Raw genomic sequence first — 15,108 nt, 5'->3', positions numbered from 1 at the left:
CGCCCCTCGCCGGGGCGCCCCCGGGGGGCCCCGCCCGGGCGGTGCGCGGCCGCGGGGGGGGGTTTGTGTTTCGGCTTTTACAACGCCGCTTAACCACTCACGACCACCAGCCAGCCGATGTTCGTGACCGCGATCGCGAGCCACGCCGCCCAGGCCACGGCGGGCGCGAGCCAGGTGGTGGCGACCCCCAGTGCCACCGTCACCACCAGCGGCCACGCGCGCGGCACCCGGCGCGGCTTTCGCTCGGCCAGATAGGCGTCGAGGGCCTCGGCGACCTGGTCGTCGATCTCGTCGCGCAGGTGCGCGTCCAGCTCAGACATGCGCCGGCACCGTCGGCCGCGGCAGGGCGACCGACAGGCACGCCAGCGCCAGCGGTACCTCCAAACCGGCCATGAGCAGCGAAAACACCACGTCGTCGCCGGCCGTCACGACGTCGAACCACGCGTCGGCGAGCAGCAGCGTCGCCGTGGCGATCGCCGCGAACGGCGTGCGCGGGTCGCCGCGGCCGACCAGCCACGCCGTGAGCAGCAGGCCGGCCGCCTCCGCCGCGTCGAAGCCCGTCCAGGCCAGGCGCCAGTGCTGCGCCTGGGCGACCTCCGGCAGCGTCGTCCCCAGTACCGCGATCCACGGCAGCAGGCACAGCCCCGCCGCCCAGAACAGCTTCTTCATGCGAACCCCCGAGTTCTCTCCCGGCCCACGGTAGCGATTGCAGAGATTCTTTGCAAACAATCTCTGTAGTACGCTCCCGGCATGGCCCAACGCCCCGAAAAGCGCGTCCTGACCGGCGCGGATCTCAAGGCCTTCTACAAGGCCCTGGCCAACCCGGTGCGCCGCGACATCCTGAACTACCTGGGCAAACACGGCGAAGCGAACTCGACGAGCGTCGCGAAGGCGCTCGGCGAGAGCACCGGGACGACCAGCTACCACCTCCGCCGGCTCGCCGACCTGGAGCTGATCGAAGAGATCGAAGACCGCGGGGACGGCCGCGAACGCTGGTGGAAATCGCGGTCGAAGGACCTCTACACCCCGCCCGACCTCGACCTGGCGCCGGACGAGCGCGAAGCGATGCTCAAACTCGGGGCGCTCAAGATGAGCCACGACCTGAGCCTGGTCACGCGGGCCTACGCGGGCTACGAGAACTCCCGCGGCTGGAACCAGATCTACCGCTCCGGCCTGTACCTGACGCAGGAGCAGGTGAAGTCCTTCGTCGAGGAGTACCAGAACCTGGTGTGGAAGTACGTCACCGAGCCGGGGCAGCACCCCGAAGGCTCGCGGCCCGTGGCCGTCCGGTTCATCGTGGTGCCGGAGGACGACGAGTCCACACCGGACTAGAGGCCGGACACCCGCAGCGTGATGTTCAGCCGTCCGGCCAGGCCCAGCGCCGGGTCCGCCGTGCCCGGCAGCGTCTTCGGGACGCCGTGGTAGGCGAGCCGGGACGGGCCGCCGAACACGAACACGTCACCGGAGCGGAGTTCGACGTCGGTGTACGGCCGGCCGCGGGTTTCGGTGTTGCCGAAGCGGAACACGCAGGCGTCGCCGAGGCTGACCGAGACCACCGGCTCGAGGCTGCGCTCGTCCTTGTCCTGGTGCAGCCCCATCTTGGCGGCGGCGTCGTAGAAGTTGACCAGGGCGATGTCCGGCGCGTACGCCTCGGCCGGCGTGCCGTACGCGTCCGCCAGCACGCGGCGGCCGAGGTCGCCGAGCCAGTCCGGGAACGGCAGCACCGGCGTGCCTTCGCCGGTCGTGCGCGAGTAGCCGTACGGGTACCAGTGCCAGCCGAGGCAGACCGACTTCACCGACATCACGCCGCCGTTCGGCAGCCGCGTGTGGCGGTAGCCGGACCAGCCGCGGCAGGCCGCGACGAGCTCGCGCTGTTCGTCGAAACCGAGCCAGTCGGGCAGGTGCACGGCGCCGGGCGCGATCTCGGCGCGCGGGCGCGGCAGCAGGGCGTCCATCACCTCGATTGTGCCGGAGACTCCCGTCGCACACGGGCGGTGACCGTCGAGGGGACGATGTGGTGACCGCGGAACGTGACACCCGCGCTGGTGAACAGCCGCAGGAGCCGCCCGAATGGTCCAGCAGAAGGCTCCTGCGGCCGAGTCCCCTCGCCCTGGGCCACCATGAAATAGACATTCCCACACCTGAATGTCACAACGCCAGCGTGGATCAGCTACGAACGGGTCACTTGACCGCGGTGCCGCCGATCAGTCGCGGAACGTGACGACGGTGACGCCCGCCTGCGCCGGCACCGGGTCGTTCATCGCGGCCAGCGCGGCCGGGACGTCGTCGAGCCCGATCCGCCGCCCGATCAGCGCGGCCAGGTCGATCCCCGCGGTCTCGACGACGCGCAGCAGCTCCGGGTACTCGTGGGCCTGGAGCCCGTGGATCCCGACCAGTTCGAGCTCGCCGCCGACGACCCGGTGCATCGGGATCGGCGCGACCCCCTGCGCGGGCGGCATCAGCCCGGCCTGGACGTGCCGGCCGCGTTTGCGGAGGCTGCCGACCGACGCCGCGCAGGTCGACGGCGAGCCGAGGCAGTCGAGCGAGACGTGGGTGCCGCCGCCGGTCAGCTCGCGGACGTGCGCGGCGACGGCTTCCGGTCCCTCGAATGCCGACGCGTCGACGGTCACCGCGGCGCCCGACTTCGCGGCGAGCCGCAGCGCGGCCGGCGAGACGTCGACCGCGACGACCTTCGCGCCCGCCGCGACGGCCAGCAGGACCGCGGAGATCCCGACGCCGCCGCAGCCATACACCGAAACCCACTGGCCCGCGGTGACACGCCCCTGCCGCAGCACCGCGCGGAACGCCGTGCCGAACCGGCAGCCGAGCGCGGCGGCCTCGGCGGCGCCGAGCGAATCCGGCAGCGCGACCAGGTTCGTCTCGGCGTGCTCGATGGCGACGCGCTCGGCGAAGGAACCCCAGTGCGTGGCGCCGGGCTGGAACTCGCGGTCGCAGATCTGCTGGTCGCCGCGGGCGCACTGGGCGCACGTCCCGCAGGCGCAGACGAACGGCACGGTGACGCGCGCGCCGAGCTCCCAGCCGCGCACGCCTTCGCCGAGCGCGACGATCCGCCCGGCGAGCTCGTGCCCGGCGACGTGCGGCAGCGTGACGGCCGCGTCGTGGCCCTGCCACGTGTGCCAGTCGCTGCGGCACACCCCGGTGGCGTCGACCTCGATCACCGCACCGCCCGGGGCGGCGACCGGCTCCGGGACGTCCCGCACGACGGGCGGGACGCAGAACTCCTCCATCACCACAGCTCGCATGCCGCGAGCCTAGCTTTCGTTGGCAGCGCTCAATTGAGCGCGTGGAACCGCCGGCTGCGCGGCGGGCCGAGGAGCCGGCTGAGCGAGCCGTCGGGCACGTTCAGGATGTCCTCGAGATTCCGCAGGGCCTCCAGCGATTCCGGCCGCTCGGGCCGGCACCGCCCGGACTGCCAGTGGCTGAGGGTGGCCAGGCTGACCGTGGTTCCCCTGCCGCGCAAGCGATAGCGGATCCGCTCGAGGCCGAGGCCGCGGGCCCGGATCGCCGCCCGCAGGGCCACGTCGAACGGTCCGGCCGCCAGCAGCCGGCCCAGCTCCGCCTGTTCCCCCCGGTCGATGGTGCGTGTTCGCTGACCGGTCATCACAACGCTCCGAAGCACTCCCGAATACGAAAATTGGAGCGTAGGCGCAGCTTCGCAAGATCGGAAGGGCCCTCACCCACCTGCCTTGCGCGCCTCGTCCGCGATCGCCGCGAACGGTTCCGCGTAGCCGGAGTTGATCGTGACGTAGGAAATCCCCCACCGCTCCCGCCACCGGAGAAGGGTTTCCGTGGCCTCGCCGGGATCCTCGGGCAGGACGGTGACAGCCCCGCCCGCAACGAGTTCCGGCACGTCGGCCCCGGCCCAGCGCGCGATCGAGGGCGACGGCTCCGTCCCGACGGCCATCAGGTTCAGGCCGAGCTCGATCTCCGGCAGCCGCGGCCCGGCGAGCTCCCGGAACCGATCCACAATGGACTCCGCCTCGGCTTCGGTGGTCCGCGGCGCCCAGCTGAAAGTCACGGTGTCGGCTTCTTGCGCGGCGAGCGCCAGCATTTTCGGCCCACCGCCGGCGAGCATCAACCGCGGCCGGTCGGCGGTCCGCTTGAGATGCGCGATGGTGGCGGCCATCCGTGTGATGCGCTCACCCGGTGAGGGGAATTCCCGCCCGAGCGCCGCGGCGTGCCCCTCGGCGCCCGGCCGCCCGACGCCGAGCCCGAGTTCGAACCGGCCGCGGGTCTGCCGGTGGAGGGTCTGCGCCTGCCAGTCGAGCGCCTCCGGGGTGCGGAAGGGATCGGCGAGCACGAAGGTCCCGACGGTGAGGTCGATGGTGACCGCGGCGGCGGCCCCGAGCAGCACGAAGGGATCGGCGGTCCCGACGGGATCGGTGGCGAGCAGGGTGTCGAAGCCGAGCTTCTCGACCCGCTCGGCCTGCGCGGTCCACGAGGTGAGGTTGGCCGAGTAACCGGCGACGATGCCGAAGCGGAAGGGTTTCATGCGAGCCATGGTCGCGGGCGGCGGACGGTCACCACATCCGCTTCACGACGTCACCCGCGCGTACGCCTCTCAGCGCAGGGTGACCGACAGCGCCTGCGCGATCTCCTTGCCGATGGCGTGCGTGGCCGCGTCCGGGGGCGAGCCCACCTTCACCACCATCGGGCCGCCGAACGGCTGGCGCTCCACCACCTCGATGCGTTCGCCCAGGTTGATCGCGTGTTCCGTCAGGTACCTCAGCAGCTCCGGGTCCGTGTCCCAGACGCGGACGATCTCGCCGACCGCGCCCGGCTGGAGGTCGTCCAGGATGCGGACCGGGAGCTCCTCCACGCTGCCGTCGGGCGCCGGGATCGGGTCGCCGTGGGGGTCGCGGACCGGGTTGCCCAGCTTCGCCGCGATGCGCTCGACCAGCCTGTCCGACACCGCGTGCTCCAGCGCGTCCGCCTCCGCGTGGACCTCGTCCCACGTGTAGCCGAGCTCCGACACCAGGTACGTCTCGATCAGCCGGTGGCGGCGGAGCACCGAGCGCGCCAGCAGCCTGCCGTCGGCCGTGAGCTCGATGCCGCGGTACGGCACGTGGGTGACCAGGCCCAGCTGGGACAGCTTCGTGACCATCCCCGACGCCGAGGACGGGCTGACCTCCAGCCGGCCGGCGAGCGACGTGTTGGTGACCGCCTCACCCCGCTCGACCAGGCCGTAGATCACCCGGACGTAGTCCTCGACCGACGAGGACCTCCGGACCGAACCATCTCCCATGCCGCATACGATACGGGGCCGGGTACTTTCTCGTGAAAGTTCACGGCCGCCAGCGGTAGCGGATCCAGCCCGGGACCGGCTCGGCGCCGAGCTGGGCGTAGAACGCCGCGCCTTTTTCGTTGCCCTCCTGCATGTCCCATTCCACGCGGCCGCTGGTGCGGTTGCGCAGCTCGTCCAGCAGCTCGCTGCCGAGGCCGAAGCGCCGGTGCGCGGGGCGGACGAACAGGTCGTCCAGCCAGATCCCCGGCCGCGCCTCCCAGGTGGAGAAGTTCCAGCTGCAGAAGGCGAAGCCGGCCACCGTGCCGGGCTCGCCGGGCGGGGTCGCGATGAGCACCCACGCCTTCGGGTCCGGCCCGAACAGGTGCCCGCTCATCTCGGCGCGGTCCAGCTTCAGGTCGTGGTTGTCCTCGTAGACGGCGTGCTCCTCGATGAGCGCGCAGATTTCCTCGATGTCTTCGAAGACGGCGTCGCGGACGGGCATCTCGCCTCCCTTTTTTTGTCGGTGGTGGTCGTTACGGTCGGGATCGGAGGTGGTCGATGTCACCAGAGGAGCGGTTCGAGGTCCTGGTCGACGAGTTCACCGGACGTCCGGGCATCACGCCACCCGGGGCGACCGGCGGGTTCGGGCGCTCGGCACTGCGTACGCACGGCCGGATCTTCGCGATGTTCGTCCGCGGGCAGCTCGTGCTCAAGCTGCCCCGGGGCCGGGTGGACGAGCTGGTCGAGGGCGGGCACGGGGTGCGCTTCGACGCCAACAAAGGCACCCCGATGAAGGAGTGGCTGGCCCTGGACGCCGGGTCGCCACAACCGTGGTCCGCGCTGGCCGAGGAAGCACTCGAGTTCGTGGGAAGGAAGTGAGTCATCACGCTTGATAACGCAGTTCGCCGCCGACGGCGGTGCCTTGCACGCTGAGTTCTCCGGATGCGAGGTCGTCCAAAGCGGACTCGTCCAGGGGCGAACCGGACAGCACGGCGAAGTCGGCGAGCTTCCCGGGTTCGAGCGTGCCCAGGTCACGCTCGGCGAAGGTCGCGTACGCCGAGCCGTACGTGTACGCGCGCAACGCCTGCTCCGGCGTCAGCGCCTCTTCGGGTGCGAAGGGCGCGCCTGACGCCGTGCGCCGACGCACCATGTCGGCCAGGGCGAGCAGCGGCGCGCCGTTCACGACGGGCCGGTCCGAGGACGCGGGGAGCACGCAGCCCGCGTCGAGGACGCTGCGCAGCCGGTAGCACCAGGGCACGCGAGCCTCGCCCAGCGCGGCGCGCATGCCGTCGCCGAGCTCGTTGACGAACCGGCCCTGCGGTGACGGGATGAGCCCGAGCGAGGCAAGCCGCGTCAGCTCCGCCGGCTGGAGCACCGCGCAGTGCTCGATGCGGTGCCGGTGGTCCGTGCGCGGCGAAGCGGCCAACGCGGCTTCGTAGGCGTCGAGGACGACGGTGATCGCGCGGTCGCCGATCGCGTGCGTCGCGATCTGCCAGCCCGCCTCGTGGGCGCGGCGGATCGTGCGCGCGAGCTCGTCCTCGGGCACCTGGAAGTAGCCGACGTTGCCCGGCTCGCCGTCGAACGGGTCGTGCATCGCGCAGGTGCGCCCGACCAGGGAGCCGTCGGCGAACAACTTCATCGGGCCGACGCGCAGCCACTCGTCGCCGAGGCCGGTGCGCAGGCCGAGGTCGAGGCCGAAGCCGGCGTCGTCGGGCAGGTCGTGCAGGACGCTTGCGGCGACCATCACCGTGCTGCGCACGCGCAGCACGCCGCGGTCGCGCGCCTCCTGGTAGGCCGCCAGCTCGGCGGGCGTCTCGCCGACGAGGCCGCCGCCGATCCCGGCCTCCTGGACGCTGGTGATGCCCTCGGCCAGGTACTGCTCGGACGCCCGCTCGAGCCCGCGGACCACGCGCGAAACCGGCGTCGGGTAGGTCAGCGGGCGCAGCAGCAGCTGGGCCTGCTCGCGCAGCAGCCCGGTCGGCGAGCCGTCGGTGTCCAGGACGACGTCGCCGCCGACCGGGACGTGCGCCAGGTCGAGCTGGTCGAGCACGGCCGAGTTGACCACGGTCATGTGCCCGGAGGTGTGCTTCAGCCGCACGAGCATGCCCGGCGCGGCGCGGTCGAGACCGTGCCGGTCGGGATGCCCGCCGGCGAGCTTGTTCTGGTCGTACCCGCTGCCGACCACCCAGCTCCCGGACGGGAGCGTCGCGGCGCGCGCGGCGACGGCGTCGTAGACCTCTTCGACGCTGCGGCAGGCACCCAGCGGGACGTCGTCCAGGGCCATGCCGAACCACGCCATGTGGTTGTGCGCGTCGTGGAACCCGGGCACGACGAAACCGCCGGCGAGGTCGACGCGAGCGCGCGCGGACAGCTCACGGGCGTCGTCCCCGAGCGCGACCACCCGGCCGTGCAGGACCGCGAGTGCGCTGGTGACGCCCGCGCCCGTCCACACCGTGGCGTTCTCGTAAACCGTGTCGACCCGCATCTCCAAAGGCTATCGATCGATCGATCGAACGTCTAGCATCGCCCTCATGCCCACCGTGGAGTTCGCCGTCGAGGACGGCATCGCGCAGATCCGGCTGAACCGGCCCGAGCGGCTGAACGCGGTCGCCGCCGTGCTGGTCGACGACTTCCTCGCCGCCCTCGACGCGGCCGCCCGCAGCGACGCCCGCGTCGTCGTGCTGTCCGGCGCCGGGCGCGCCTTCTGCGCCGGGCACGACCTCAAGGAACCCACCCCCGCGGGTGACTCACGGGCGCGGCTGGACCGGCTCCAGGACGTCACGCGGCGGCTGCGCGGGCTGCGCCAGCCGGTGATCGCGGCGGTGCACGGCTACGCGATCGGCGCCGGCGCGGAGTTCGCGCTCGGCTGCGACCTGATCCTGGCCGCCGAGGACGCCGTGTTCGCGTTCCCCGAGGTCTCGCTCGGCCTGAGCGTCACCGGTGCGGCGTCGCGGCTGCTCCCGCTGCTGGTCGGCCCGCTCAAGGCGAAGGAGCTCCTGCTGCTCGGCGAGCGCTTCGACGGCCGGAAGGCCGCCGAGCTGGGCATGGTCAACGCCGCCGTGCCCGCCGAGCGGCTCCAGGCCGAAGCGCTGGCCTGGGCGAAGCGGATCGCGGAGCACCCGCCGGCCGCCGCGGCCATGGCCAAGCGCGTCCTCGACACCCCGATCGACGTCGAGCCCGCCCTCGAACTCGAGGTCAGCCACGCCCTGATCACCGAGCACTCGGCCGCGGTCGCCGCGTCCACCGAAGCGTTCCGGAGCCGGGCGTGACGCCGCTGGCCGAGATCGGGACCCTCGCGCAGCTCGTCACGAGAGCCGCCGAGCTGTGGCCGGACCGCACGGCCTGGGTGTTCGACCACTTGGCCGAGACGTTCACGTTCGCCGAGGTCGACCGCGAAAGCTCCCGGCTCGCCGCGGCACTGGCCGGCCGCGGGATCGGCCCCGGCGACCGGGTCGCGGTGATGCTGCGGAACGTGCCCGCCTTCCCGCTCACCTGGCTGGCGCTCGCGAAACTCGGTGCGCAGCTGGTGCCGGTCAACACGAACTACCAGGAGTTCGACGGCGCCCACGTGCTCCGCCATTCCGGCGCGAAACTGGCCGTCGCCGCGCCGGAATTCACCGATCTCCTCGGCCGGATCGGCCTCACCGAAGTCGTCACCCCGGAGCAGCTCGAAGCGGCCGGCCCCCCGCCGGAGTTCACGCCCGTGCCCGAACTGCCGGTCAACATCCAGTACACCTCCGGCACCACCGGCGCGCCCAAGGGCTGCGTCCTGCCGAACCGCTACTGGACGACGCTGGCGATCGGCCTGGCCACCGACTTCCCCGCCGTCGGCGAGGACGACGTCGTCCTGACCGCGCAGCCGTTCCACTACATCGATCCACAGTGGAATGTCGCGCTGGGACTCGCCGGCGGCGCCACGCTCGTCGTCCTGGACCGGTTCCACCCCAGCACGTTCTGGACGAAGGTGCGCGAACACGGCGTCACCTGGTTCTACTGCCTCGGCCTGATGCCGACGCTGCTGCTGCGCCAGGAACCGTCCGAAGCCGACCGGGACCACCGCGTCCGCGCGATCTGCGCGTCCGCCATCCCGCGCGAACTGCACGCCGAGCTGGAGGCGCGCTGGGGCGTGCCGTGGTACGAGGCGTTCGGGATGACCGAAACCGGCGGCGACATCCGGATGACCGCCGCCGACCACGACGAGACCGTCGGCACCGGCTGCATCGGACGGCCGACCCGCGACCGCGAGGTGCTGATCGCCGACGACGCCGGGAAGCCGGTGCCGCGCGGGGAAACCGGGCAGCTGCTGATCCGCGGGGTCGGCCTGATGCACGGCTACCACGACGATCCGGAAGCGACGGCGAAGGCGTTCGGGAACGGCTGGTTCCACACCGGCGACCTGGCCCGGATGGACGCCGCCGGCCGCGTCTACTACGTCGGCCGCACCAAGGACATGATCCGCCGCAGCGGCGAAAACATCTCCGCCGACGAGGTCGAGCGCGCGCTGCTGCTGCACCCGGCGGTGCGGCTGGCGGCCGTCGTCGCGGTGCCCGACGAGCTGCGCGGCGAGGAGGTCAAGGCGTACGTCGTCTGCGACGGCGACCGGCCGGACCCCGCCGAGCTCGCCGAGTTCTGCGCCGGGAAGCTGGCCTACTTCAAGGTTCCGCGGTTCTGGGCGTTCGCCGGCGCGCTGCCGATGACGGCTTCGGAGCGGGTCGCCAAGGGCGAGCTGCGGAAGGTCGCGGACCCGCGCGCCGGATCGTGGGACGCGAAGGTGCGGGCATGGCTGTGAGCAGCCGGGAGCGGGTGCGCGCCGCCGCGGTGAAGCTGTTCGCCACCAAGGGCTTCCACGGCACCGGCATCCGGGATCTCGCCCAGGAGGCGGAACTCTCCTCCGCGAGCCTGTACCACTACATGGGCACCAAGGAGGATCTGCTCGCGGAGATCATGCACACCGCGCTGAACCGGCTCCTCGACGCCGCCCGCGAAGCGACCGCGGGCGCCGGGGACCCGGCGCACCGGCTGCGGACGCTGGTCGTGCTGCACGTCCTCGCGCACGCCGTCGGGCCGGCCGAAACCCGGGTGGTGGACAACGAAGTCGACGTCCTGTCCCCGGCCGCGCGCGAGCCGGTCGTGGCCCTGCGGGACGCCTACGAGCGGCTGTGGGCGTCGGCGATCGACGACGGCGTGGCCGCCGGGGTGTTCCGCGTCGCACACCCGGCGGTGACCCGGCTGGCACTGCTGGAGATGTGCAGCGGCGTCGCGAGGTGGTATTCGCCACGTGGCCCGCTGGCGCTGGACGAGCTGGCGGAGCACTACGCGGAACTGGCGTCGAGGGCGCTGGGGTGCACGTCGGCGCCGGGTGTCGCCGACTTGCGACGGTGCCGGGAAATCGTCGCGAAAGAGTGGGGGGTGTCCGTTTAGCGGCGCTTTTACCTGTGTACGCCTTGCCCAGACGGCGCGGGTGGGGGACGCTCGAAGGGTGACTGAGGAAACGATCCAACTGGAACTGGACGACTCGGGTCTCGCGCCGGGCCTCCCGGCGCCGGAAAACCCCCGCGATCAGGTGCAGGATGTGCCCTATCGCCCCGTCGAGTTCCGCGATGACGATCTCCCCACTGCCCTGGCACGGTGCTCCGCCTGGCTGCGGCAGGCCCAAGAGTGGCTGGGCGAGCCGCTCGACGTCCTGGCCATTCACCTCGACTACGACGACCGGCAGGGTTCGCCGTACTACGACGTGAAGCTCCTGTGCAACGAAGAGGACCTCGCGGGCGTCCCGATCGCCATCCGCAACAAGAAGTAAGCAAGCCGAAGCGCCGTCAAGGCCGCCGGAGGGCGGCCTTGACGGCTTCTCGCGTTCTTAACCCAGTGTGCCGCCGACCTTCACGTGCCCCTTGAGCAGGTTGCGGGCGATCGTCCGGCGCTGGATCTCGTCGGTGCCCTCGTAGATGCGCAGCAGCCGCAGCTCGCGGTACCACCGCTCGACCGGCAGCTCCCGCGTGTAGCCCATGCCGCCGTGGATCTGCAGGACGCGGTCGACGATTTCGTTGGCCTTCTGGCCGCCGTACAGCTTCGCCATCGACTGCGCGTGCCGCGAATCCACGCCCTGGTCGACCTGCCACGCCGCGTGCAGCACCAGCCACCGCAGCGCCTCGAGCTCGACACCGGAGTCGGCGATCATCCACTGGATGGCCTGCCGCTCCGCGATCTTCTGCCCGAACGTCTCGCGGGTGTTGGCGTGCTCGATGGCCATCGAGATCAGCCGTTCGCACGAGCCGATCGCGCGGGCGGGCAGCAGGTAGCGGCCCTGGCCGATCCACTGCATCGCGAGCTCGAAGCCGCGGCCCTCCTCGCCGAGGATCTGCGTCTCGGGCACGCGGACGTCCTGGAAGACCAGGGACGCCGGGCCCCACTCGCCCATGGTGTCGATGTACTCGGACTTCCAGCCGGCTTCGCGGTCGACCAGGAAGCAGGTGACGCCGCCGTTGGCCCCCTTCTCCGGGTCGGTGATGGCGAAGACCATGGTGAAGTCGGCCTCGTTGCCCCCGGTGATGAAGGTCTTCTCGCCGTTGATGATCCAGTCGCTGCCGTCCTTGCGGGCGGTGGTCCGGATGGCCTTGGCGTCCGACCCGGCGCCCGGCTCGGTGATCGCGAAGCACGACTTGCGCTCGCCCGAGATGGTCGGCAGCAGGTAGGTCTGCTTCTGCTCCTCGTTGGCGTGGAACAGGATGTTGTCGGCGGCGCCGCCGAAGCGGAACGGCACGAAGGTGCGCCCCAGCTCGGCTTCCAGCAGCGCGGCCATCACGGCGGACAGGCCCATGCCGCCGTACTCCTCCGGGGTCAGCACGCCCCAGAAGCCGGACTCCTTCGCCTTGAGCTGGAGGTTCTTGAGCTCCTCGCCGGTCAGGCCGGGCTGGTGGGCGCGTTCACGCCGGAGGACTTCCTGCTCGAGCGGGATCAGCTCCCGCTGGACGAACGTGCGGACCCAGTCGCGCACTTCCCGTTCTTCGGTGCTGAGTGAAAAGTCCATGGGGTGGCTGCTCCTCCGACACTGGCTAAGCGCTTGCTTACTCCCATAGTGCGCCACGCGTCACGCAGGCGCAAGGACGGCGGACCCGCCGAGGGCAGCCGGAACAGCCCGGAAGGCGGCATCCGGGGGCGGGACGAGCGGCGGGGTCCGCGCTTACCGTGGCCGCGTGGCGAAAGCAGCGCACCTCGGTGAGCACGAACCGCGCGAGGCCGCCCGGGCGACGCCCGCGCACACAGTCGCCGCGCGCCCCCAGCCGCCGGCCGTGCCGTCCACGAGTTCCGCCCTCGCCCTGCAGCGCCACGCGGGCAACCGCGCACTGTGCGGGCTCCTGGTGCAGCGTCAGACCGCACCCGCCCGGGCGGCCGGCCGCCGCGTCACGACCCCGTTCGGCCGGTTCGTGGTCGTCGGCCACGACGCGCCCGGCGACGACCGGATCACCCGCGCCGACCTCGACACCGCCACCCGGGCGTGGACGGCGATCACCTCCGGCCAGTCGCCGCTGACCATCTCGGACACCCAGACGCTGGGCCGCACCTACCCCGGCTTCCGCGAACGCGTCCTCGCCGCGCTCGCCACCCTGATGTCCAGCCGGCATGGCCGCCGGCTGGTCGTCGAGCCGGCCGCCGGACCGCATCGGGTGCGGATCGAACCGTCCGAGGCCGTCGCCCTGCTGGAGGACGGCGGCGAAACGCACGCTCTCGACGCGGCCGGCGCGCACGATCCGCACAGCGGCTACGGCCGTTCCCTCGACCCCCTGCCACGCATCCCGTCCGTGCCGCGCCGGCTGTAGCAACCCCTGACCTGAGCCCGGATTCGTGACAACGGCTTCGCGGCCCGGAAGGATCGGGGGTGTGATGGAGATCGAGGTCCGCTGGTCGTCGCCGTTGCCCACCGAAGATCGCTTCATGCGCCTGCTCGACGACGTCGAACAGGGCCGGTTCGAGGCGTACCGGCAGGAGGCCGACAAGCGGCGGTTCCTCACCGGCCGCGTCCTGGCGAAGACGGTCGCGGCCGAGCGGCTGGGCCTGGCGCTCGAGGCCGTGAAGTTCGACGCGACCTGCGAAGACTGCGGCAAGCCCCACGGCCGCCCGCACATCCCGGGCGCGGACCTGACGCTGTCGATCTCGCACTCGGGCGAGCTGATCGGCGTGGCGGCGACCCCGTCGGTCCCGGTGGGCCTGGACGTCGAGACGGCCACCCGCCGCGCGGACGACGGCCTGATCGAGTACGCCCTGAGCCCGGCGGAGGCGGGGCACCTGGCGGGCCTCGACGCGGCGGAGAAGGCCGCGGCGTTCTTCGTCTACTGGACCCGCAAGGAGGCGGTGATGAAGGCCACCGGCAAGGGCCTGCGCATCCCGCTGCAGAGCATCACGTTCTCCCGCTACGACGAGCCGGCCCGCCTGGTCTCCTCGGGCGACCCGGCCCTGGACCCGGCGACGACCCGCCTGGTGGACCTGAAGGCCGCGGACGGCTACCGCGCCGCCATCGCGGTGCTGACCACCGAGGAGCTGTCGGTCACCGAGGAGCACTGGGTCCCCTAGGCGACGTCCGCCAGGCCCATCGCGGTCAGCAGCGTGCGGAACTTCGCCGTCGTCTCGTCCAGCTCCTGCTGCGGGTCCGAGGCCGGCACGATCCCGCCGCCCGCGTACAGCCGCATCGACGTCGACGCGATCTCGGCGCAGCGGATCGCCACCGCCCACTCGCCGTCGCCCGCCGCGTCGACCCAGCCGACCGCGCCCGCGTAGTAGTCGCGGTCGAACGGCTCCAGCTCCTTGACCAGGTCGCGGGCGCCTTCCGTGGGGGTGCCGCAGACCGCCGGGGTCGGGTGCAGGGCCGCCGCCAGGTCCAGGGCGGTGATGTCCGGGTCCGCCAGCTCGCCGGTGATCGGCGTGCGCAGGTGCCAGATGGCCGGGGTCGTCACCAGCTCCGGGCCGGCCGGGACGTCCAGCGTGCGGCAGAACGGCCGCAGCGCCTCGACCACGTAGTCGATCACCACGGCGTGTTCCAGCTGGTCCTTGCGAGACGTCCGCAGCGCCTCGCCGTTCGCGCGGTCGGTCACCGGGTCGGCCGAACGCGGCATCGAGCCCGCGTGCGGCGAGGAAAACACCGTCCGGCCGATCCGCCGCAGCAGCAGCTCGGGCGTCGCGCCGACGAGCGTCCGGCCGCCCGGCAGCTCGGCCGCGTACGTGAAGTGCCGGGGGTTCCCGACGGCCAGGTTCCGCACGATGCTCTCGGTGGGCACCGGCGCGTCGAACTCGAGGTCCAGTGCGCGGGCCAGGACGGCTTTGCGCAGGTCACGTGCGGCCAGAGCCGCGACCGCGGACCGCACGGCCGCCATGTGCAACGCCGGTGACGGCACCGCACGGACCCGCATGGGCGGCGGGAGGACCTCACGCGGCAGGGAGGGCGCTCCTTCGGACCGGTGGACGGTCCGGGGCACGACGAGGTGGCCCGGCACCTTCGTGTCGGGCCCGGTGTCGAACGGGAGGACGCCGACGGCCAGCGGCGCACCGGTCTCGGTCAGGACGCCCGGGATCGCCGAGGCGAGCCGGCGGGGGTCCGTCTCGGTGACGGTGCGGATCGTGCCCTGCGCGAGCAGTGCGCGCGAGGCCGTCGTGAACAGGAAGTCGCCTCGCTGGTAGCGGGCGGCGAGGTCAGCCGGGATCGCCGGACTGACCGCTCTTGGGGGGTCCAGGGGGGCTTGCCCCCCGGCTGGGGTCTGGGGCTCGGCCCCAGAGGACGCAGAACTCACAAGACCAGCGTCCCAGGCTCCGGGAGTTCCGCGAGGGAAGTGTCGCTGACGACACTCCCCTCGCGGTCAGCTCCTGGTGACGGG

Annotated in this window: 19 protein-coding genes; 8 read left to right on the top strand and 11 right to left on the bottom strand. The window is 72.2% G+C overall.

The window, feature by feature from the left end; genetic code table 11:
• Positions 1-89: 89 nt before the first annotated feature.
• Together AB0M93_RS35475 and AB0M93_RS35470 are read right to left on the bottom strand one after the other, a co-directional pair.
• Positions 90-320, bottom strand: a complete 231-nt coding sequence (locus AB0M93_RS35475) for a hypothetical protein (RefSeq protein ID WP_364282041.1) — start codon at positions 318-320, stop codon at positions 90-92.
• Positions 313-669 carry a hypothetical protein gene (locus AB0M93_RS35470; RefSeq protein ID WP_364282038.1) on the bottom strand — a complete coding sequence of 119 codons (357 nt, stop codon included), beginning with the start codon at positions 667-669 and terminating at the stop codon, positions 313-315. The genes AB0M93_RS35475 and AB0M93_RS35470 overlap by 8 nt, the downstream gene beginning before the upstream one ends.
• Before the next feature lie 81 nt (positions 670-750).
• Between AB0M93_RS35470 and AB0M93_RS35465 the strand changes: the two genes are divergently transcribed.
• Positions 751-1,332: a winged helix-turn-helix domain-containing protein gene (locus tag AB0M93_RS35465; protein ID WP_364282035.1), complete on the top strand. Its 582-nt coding sequence runs from the start codon at positions 751-753 to the stop codon at positions 1,330-1,332.
• Here AB0M93_RS35465 and AB0M93_RS35460 read toward each other — a convergent pair.
• The 6 genes from AB0M93_RS35460 to AB0M93_RS35435 form a co-directional block, all read right to left on the bottom strand.
• Positions 1,329-1,955: an alpha-ketoglutarate-dependent dioxygenase AlkB gene (locus AB0M93_RS35460; RefSeq protein WP_364282032.1), complete on the bottom strand. Its 627-nt coding sequence runs from the start codon at positions 1,953-1,955 to the stop codon at positions 1,329-1,331. The genes AB0M93_RS35465 and AB0M93_RS35460 overlap by 4 nt on opposite strands.
• Positions 1,956-2,204: 249 nt before the next feature.
• Complete coding sequence (locus tag AB0M93_RS35455) at positions 2,205-3,263, bottom strand: alcohol dehydrogenase catalytic domain-containing protein (RefSeq protein ID WP_364282029.1); 1,059 nt, start codon at positions 3,261-3,263, stop codon at positions 2,205-2,207.
• Positions 3,264-3,292: 29 nt separating this feature from the next.
• Positions 3,293-3,622, bottom strand: a complete 330-nt coding sequence (locus AB0M93_RS35450) for a transcriptional regulator (protein WP_364282027.1) — start codon at positions 3,620-3,622, stop codon at positions 3,293-3,295.
• A 72-nt stretch (positions 3,623-3,694) separates the two neighbouring features.
• Positions 3,695-4,513, bottom strand: coding sequence for an LLM class flavin-dependent oxidoreductase (locus tag AB0M93_RS35445; protein ID WP_364282024.1), 819 nt, complete (start codon positions 4,511-4,513; stop codon positions 3,695-3,697).
• A 69-nt stretch (positions 4,514-4,582) separates the two neighbouring features.
• The gene (locus AB0M93_RS35440) at positions 4,583-5,266 is read right to left on the bottom strand and encodes a metal-dependent transcriptional regulator (protein WP_033261556.1); all 684 of its coding nucleotides are present in this window, start codon (positions 5,264-5,266) and stop codon (positions 4,583-4,585) included.
• Between the two features lie 40 nt (positions 5,267-5,306).
• On the bottom strand, positions 5,307-5,747 hold the full coding sequence (locus tag AB0M93_RS35435) for a GNAT family N-acetyltransferase (protein WP_364259262.1): 441 nt from the start codon (positions 5,745-5,747) through the stop codon (positions 5,307-5,309).
• Positions 5,748-5,803: 56 nt separating this feature from the next.
• On the opposite strand from AB0M93_RS35435, the gene AB0M93_RS35430 reads away from it, so the two are divergent.
• Entirely contained in the window at positions 5,804-6,124 is a 321-nt protein-coding gene (locus tag AB0M93_RS35430) for a hypothetical protein (protein WP_364282022.1), read from the top strand.
• Between the two features lie 4 nt (positions 6,125-6,128).
• Here the strand turns inward: AB0M93_RS35430 and AB0M93_RS35425 are convergent, their stop codons facing one another.
• On the bottom strand, positions 6,129-7,730 hold the full coding sequence (locus tag AB0M93_RS35425; RefSeq protein ID WP_364282019.1) for an amidohydrolase: 1,602 nt from the start codon (positions 7,728-7,730) through the stop codon (positions 6,129-6,131).
• 46 nt (positions 7,731-7,776) lie between these two features.
• Here AB0M93_RS35425 and AB0M93_RS35420 point away from each other — a divergent pair, with 46 nt between their 5' ends.
• From AB0M93_RS35420 to AB0M93_RS35405, 4 genes are read left to right on the top strand one after another with little or no spacing between them, the layout of a single operon-like run.
• Positions 7,777-8,514 (top strand): enoyl-CoA hydratase/isomerase family protein, encoded by a 738-nt coding sequence (locus AB0M93_RS35420; RefSeq protein ID WP_364282016.1) that lies wholly within the window; start codon positions 7,777-7,779, stop codon positions 8,512-8,514.
• Positions 8,511-10,034 (top strand): ATP-dependent acyl-CoA ligase, encoded by a 1,524-nt coding sequence (locus AB0M93_RS35415; protein ID WP_364282014.1) that lies wholly within the window; start codon positions 8,511-8,513, stop codon positions 10,032-10,034. Before AB0M93_RS35420 ends, AB0M93_RS35415 begins: the two co-directional genes overlap by 4 nt.
• On the top strand, positions 10,031-10,666 hold the full coding sequence (locus AB0M93_RS35410) for a TetR/AcrR family transcriptional regulator (RefSeq protein WP_364282066.1): 636 nt from the start codon (positions 10,031-10,033) through the stop codon (positions 10,664-10,666). Before AB0M93_RS35415 ends, AB0M93_RS35410 begins: the two co-directional genes overlap by 4 nt.
• Before the next feature lie 58 nt (positions 10,667-10,724).
• Positions 10,725-11,045, top strand: a complete 321-nt coding sequence (locus tag AB0M93_RS35405) for a hypothetical protein (protein WP_013230128.1) — start codon at positions 10,725-10,727, stop codon at positions 11,043-11,045.
• Positions 11,046-11,102: 57 nt separating this feature from the next.
• Here AB0M93_RS35405 and AB0M93_RS35400 read toward each other — a convergent pair whose 3' ends face one another.
• On the bottom strand, positions 11,103-12,272 hold the full coding sequence (locus AB0M93_RS35400) for an acyl-CoA dehydrogenase family protein (protein ID WP_364282011.1): 1,170 nt from the start codon (positions 12,270-12,272) through the stop codon (positions 11,103-11,105).
• Between the two features lie 166 nt (positions 12,273-12,438).
• Between AB0M93_RS35400 and AB0M93_RS35395 the strand changes: the two genes are divergently transcribed.
• Both AB0M93_RS35395 and AB0M93_RS35390 read left to right on the top strand, forming a co-directional pair.
• Positions 12,439-13,062, top strand: a complete 624-nt coding sequence (locus AB0M93_RS35395) for a hypothetical protein (protein ID WP_364282009.1) — start codon at positions 12,439-12,441, stop codon at positions 13,060-13,062.
• 64 nt (positions 13,063-13,126) lie between these two features.
• The gene (locus tag AB0M93_RS35390) at positions 13,127-13,813 is read left to right on the top strand and encodes a 4'-phosphopantetheinyl transferase superfamily protein (protein ID WP_364282007.1); all 687 of its coding nucleotides are present in this window, start codon (positions 13,127-13,129) and stop codon (positions 13,811-13,813) included.
• Here AB0M93_RS35390 and AB0M93_RS35385 read toward each other — a convergent pair.
• The gene (locus AB0M93_RS35385; protein WP_364282004.1) at positions 13,810-15,024 is read right to left on the bottom strand and encodes an isochorismate synthase; all 1,215 of its coding nucleotides are present in this window, start codon (positions 15,022-15,024) and stop codon (positions 13,810-13,812) included. The two genes, AB0M93_RS35390 and AB0M93_RS35385, sit on opposite strands and share 4 nt — an antisense overlap.
• Positions 15,025-15,108 lie beyond the last annotated feature (84 nt).

Source organism: Amycolatopsis sp. NPDC051102 (genome assembly GCF_040682815.1).
Lineage (GTDB): Bacteria > Actinomycetota > Actinomycetes > Mycobacteriales > Pseudonocardiaceae > Amycolatopsis.
The sequence above is the reverse complement of the archived record's forward strand: the minus strand, read 5'-3'. Positions and strand labels throughout refer to the sequence as shown.

Coding starts and splice junctions, on each gene's coding strand:
- AB0M93_RS35475 (WP_364282041.1), bottom strand. CDS start 320: ATGTCTGAGCTGGACGCGCACCTGCGCGACGAGATCGACGACCAGGTC.
- AB0M93_RS35460 (WP_364282032.1), bottom strand. CDS start 1,955: ATGGACGCCCTGCTGCCGCGCCCGCGCGCCGAGATCGCGCCCGGCGCC.
- AB0M93_RS35470 (WP_364282038.1), bottom strand. CDS start 669: ATGAAGAAGCTGTTCTGGGCGGCGGGGCTGTGCCTGCTGCCGTGGATC.
- AB0M93_RS35400 (WP_364282011.1), bottom strand. CDS start 12,272: ATGGACTTTTCACTCAGCACCGAAGAACGGGAAGTGCGCGACTGGGTC.
- AB0M93_RS35435 (WP_364259262.1), bottom strand. CDS start 5,747: ATGCCCGTCCGCGACGCCGTCTTCGAAGACATCGAGGAAATCTGCGCG.
- AB0M93_RS35420 (WP_364282016.1), top strand. CDS start 7,777: ATGCCCACCGTGGAGTTCGCCGTCGAGGACGGCATCGCGCAGATCCGG.
- AB0M93_RS35430 (WP_364282022.1), top strand. CDS start 5,804: ATGTCACCAGAGGAGCGGTTCGAGGTCCTGGTCGACGAGTTCACCGGA.
- AB0M93_RS35450 (WP_364282027.1), bottom strand. CDS start 3,622: ATGACCGGTCAGCGAACACGCACCATCGACCGGGGGGAACAGGCGGAG.
- AB0M93_RS35445 (WP_364282024.1), bottom strand. CDS start 4,513: ATGAAACCCTTCCGCTTCGGCATCGTCGCCGGTTACTCGGCCAACCTC.
- AB0M93_RS35425 (WP_364282019.1), bottom strand. CDS start 7,730: ATGCGGGTCGACACGGTTTACGAGAACGCCACGGTGTGGACGGGCGCG.
- AB0M93_RS35465 (WP_364282035.1), top strand. CDS start 751: ATGGCCCAACGCCCCGAAAAGCGCGTCCTGACCGGCGCGGATCTCAAG.
- AB0M93_RS35440 (WP_033261556.1), bottom strand. CDS start 5,266: ATGGGAGATGGTTCGGTCCGGAGGTCCTCGTCGGTCGAGGACTACGTC.
- AB0M93_RS35390 (WP_364282007.1), top strand. CDS start 13,127: ATGGAGATCGAGGTCCGCTGGTCGTCGCCGTTGCCCACCGAAGATCGC.
- AB0M93_RS35455 (WP_364282029.1), bottom strand. CDS start 3,263: ATGCGAGCTGTGGTGATGGAGGAGTTCTGCGTCCCGCCCGTCGTGCGG.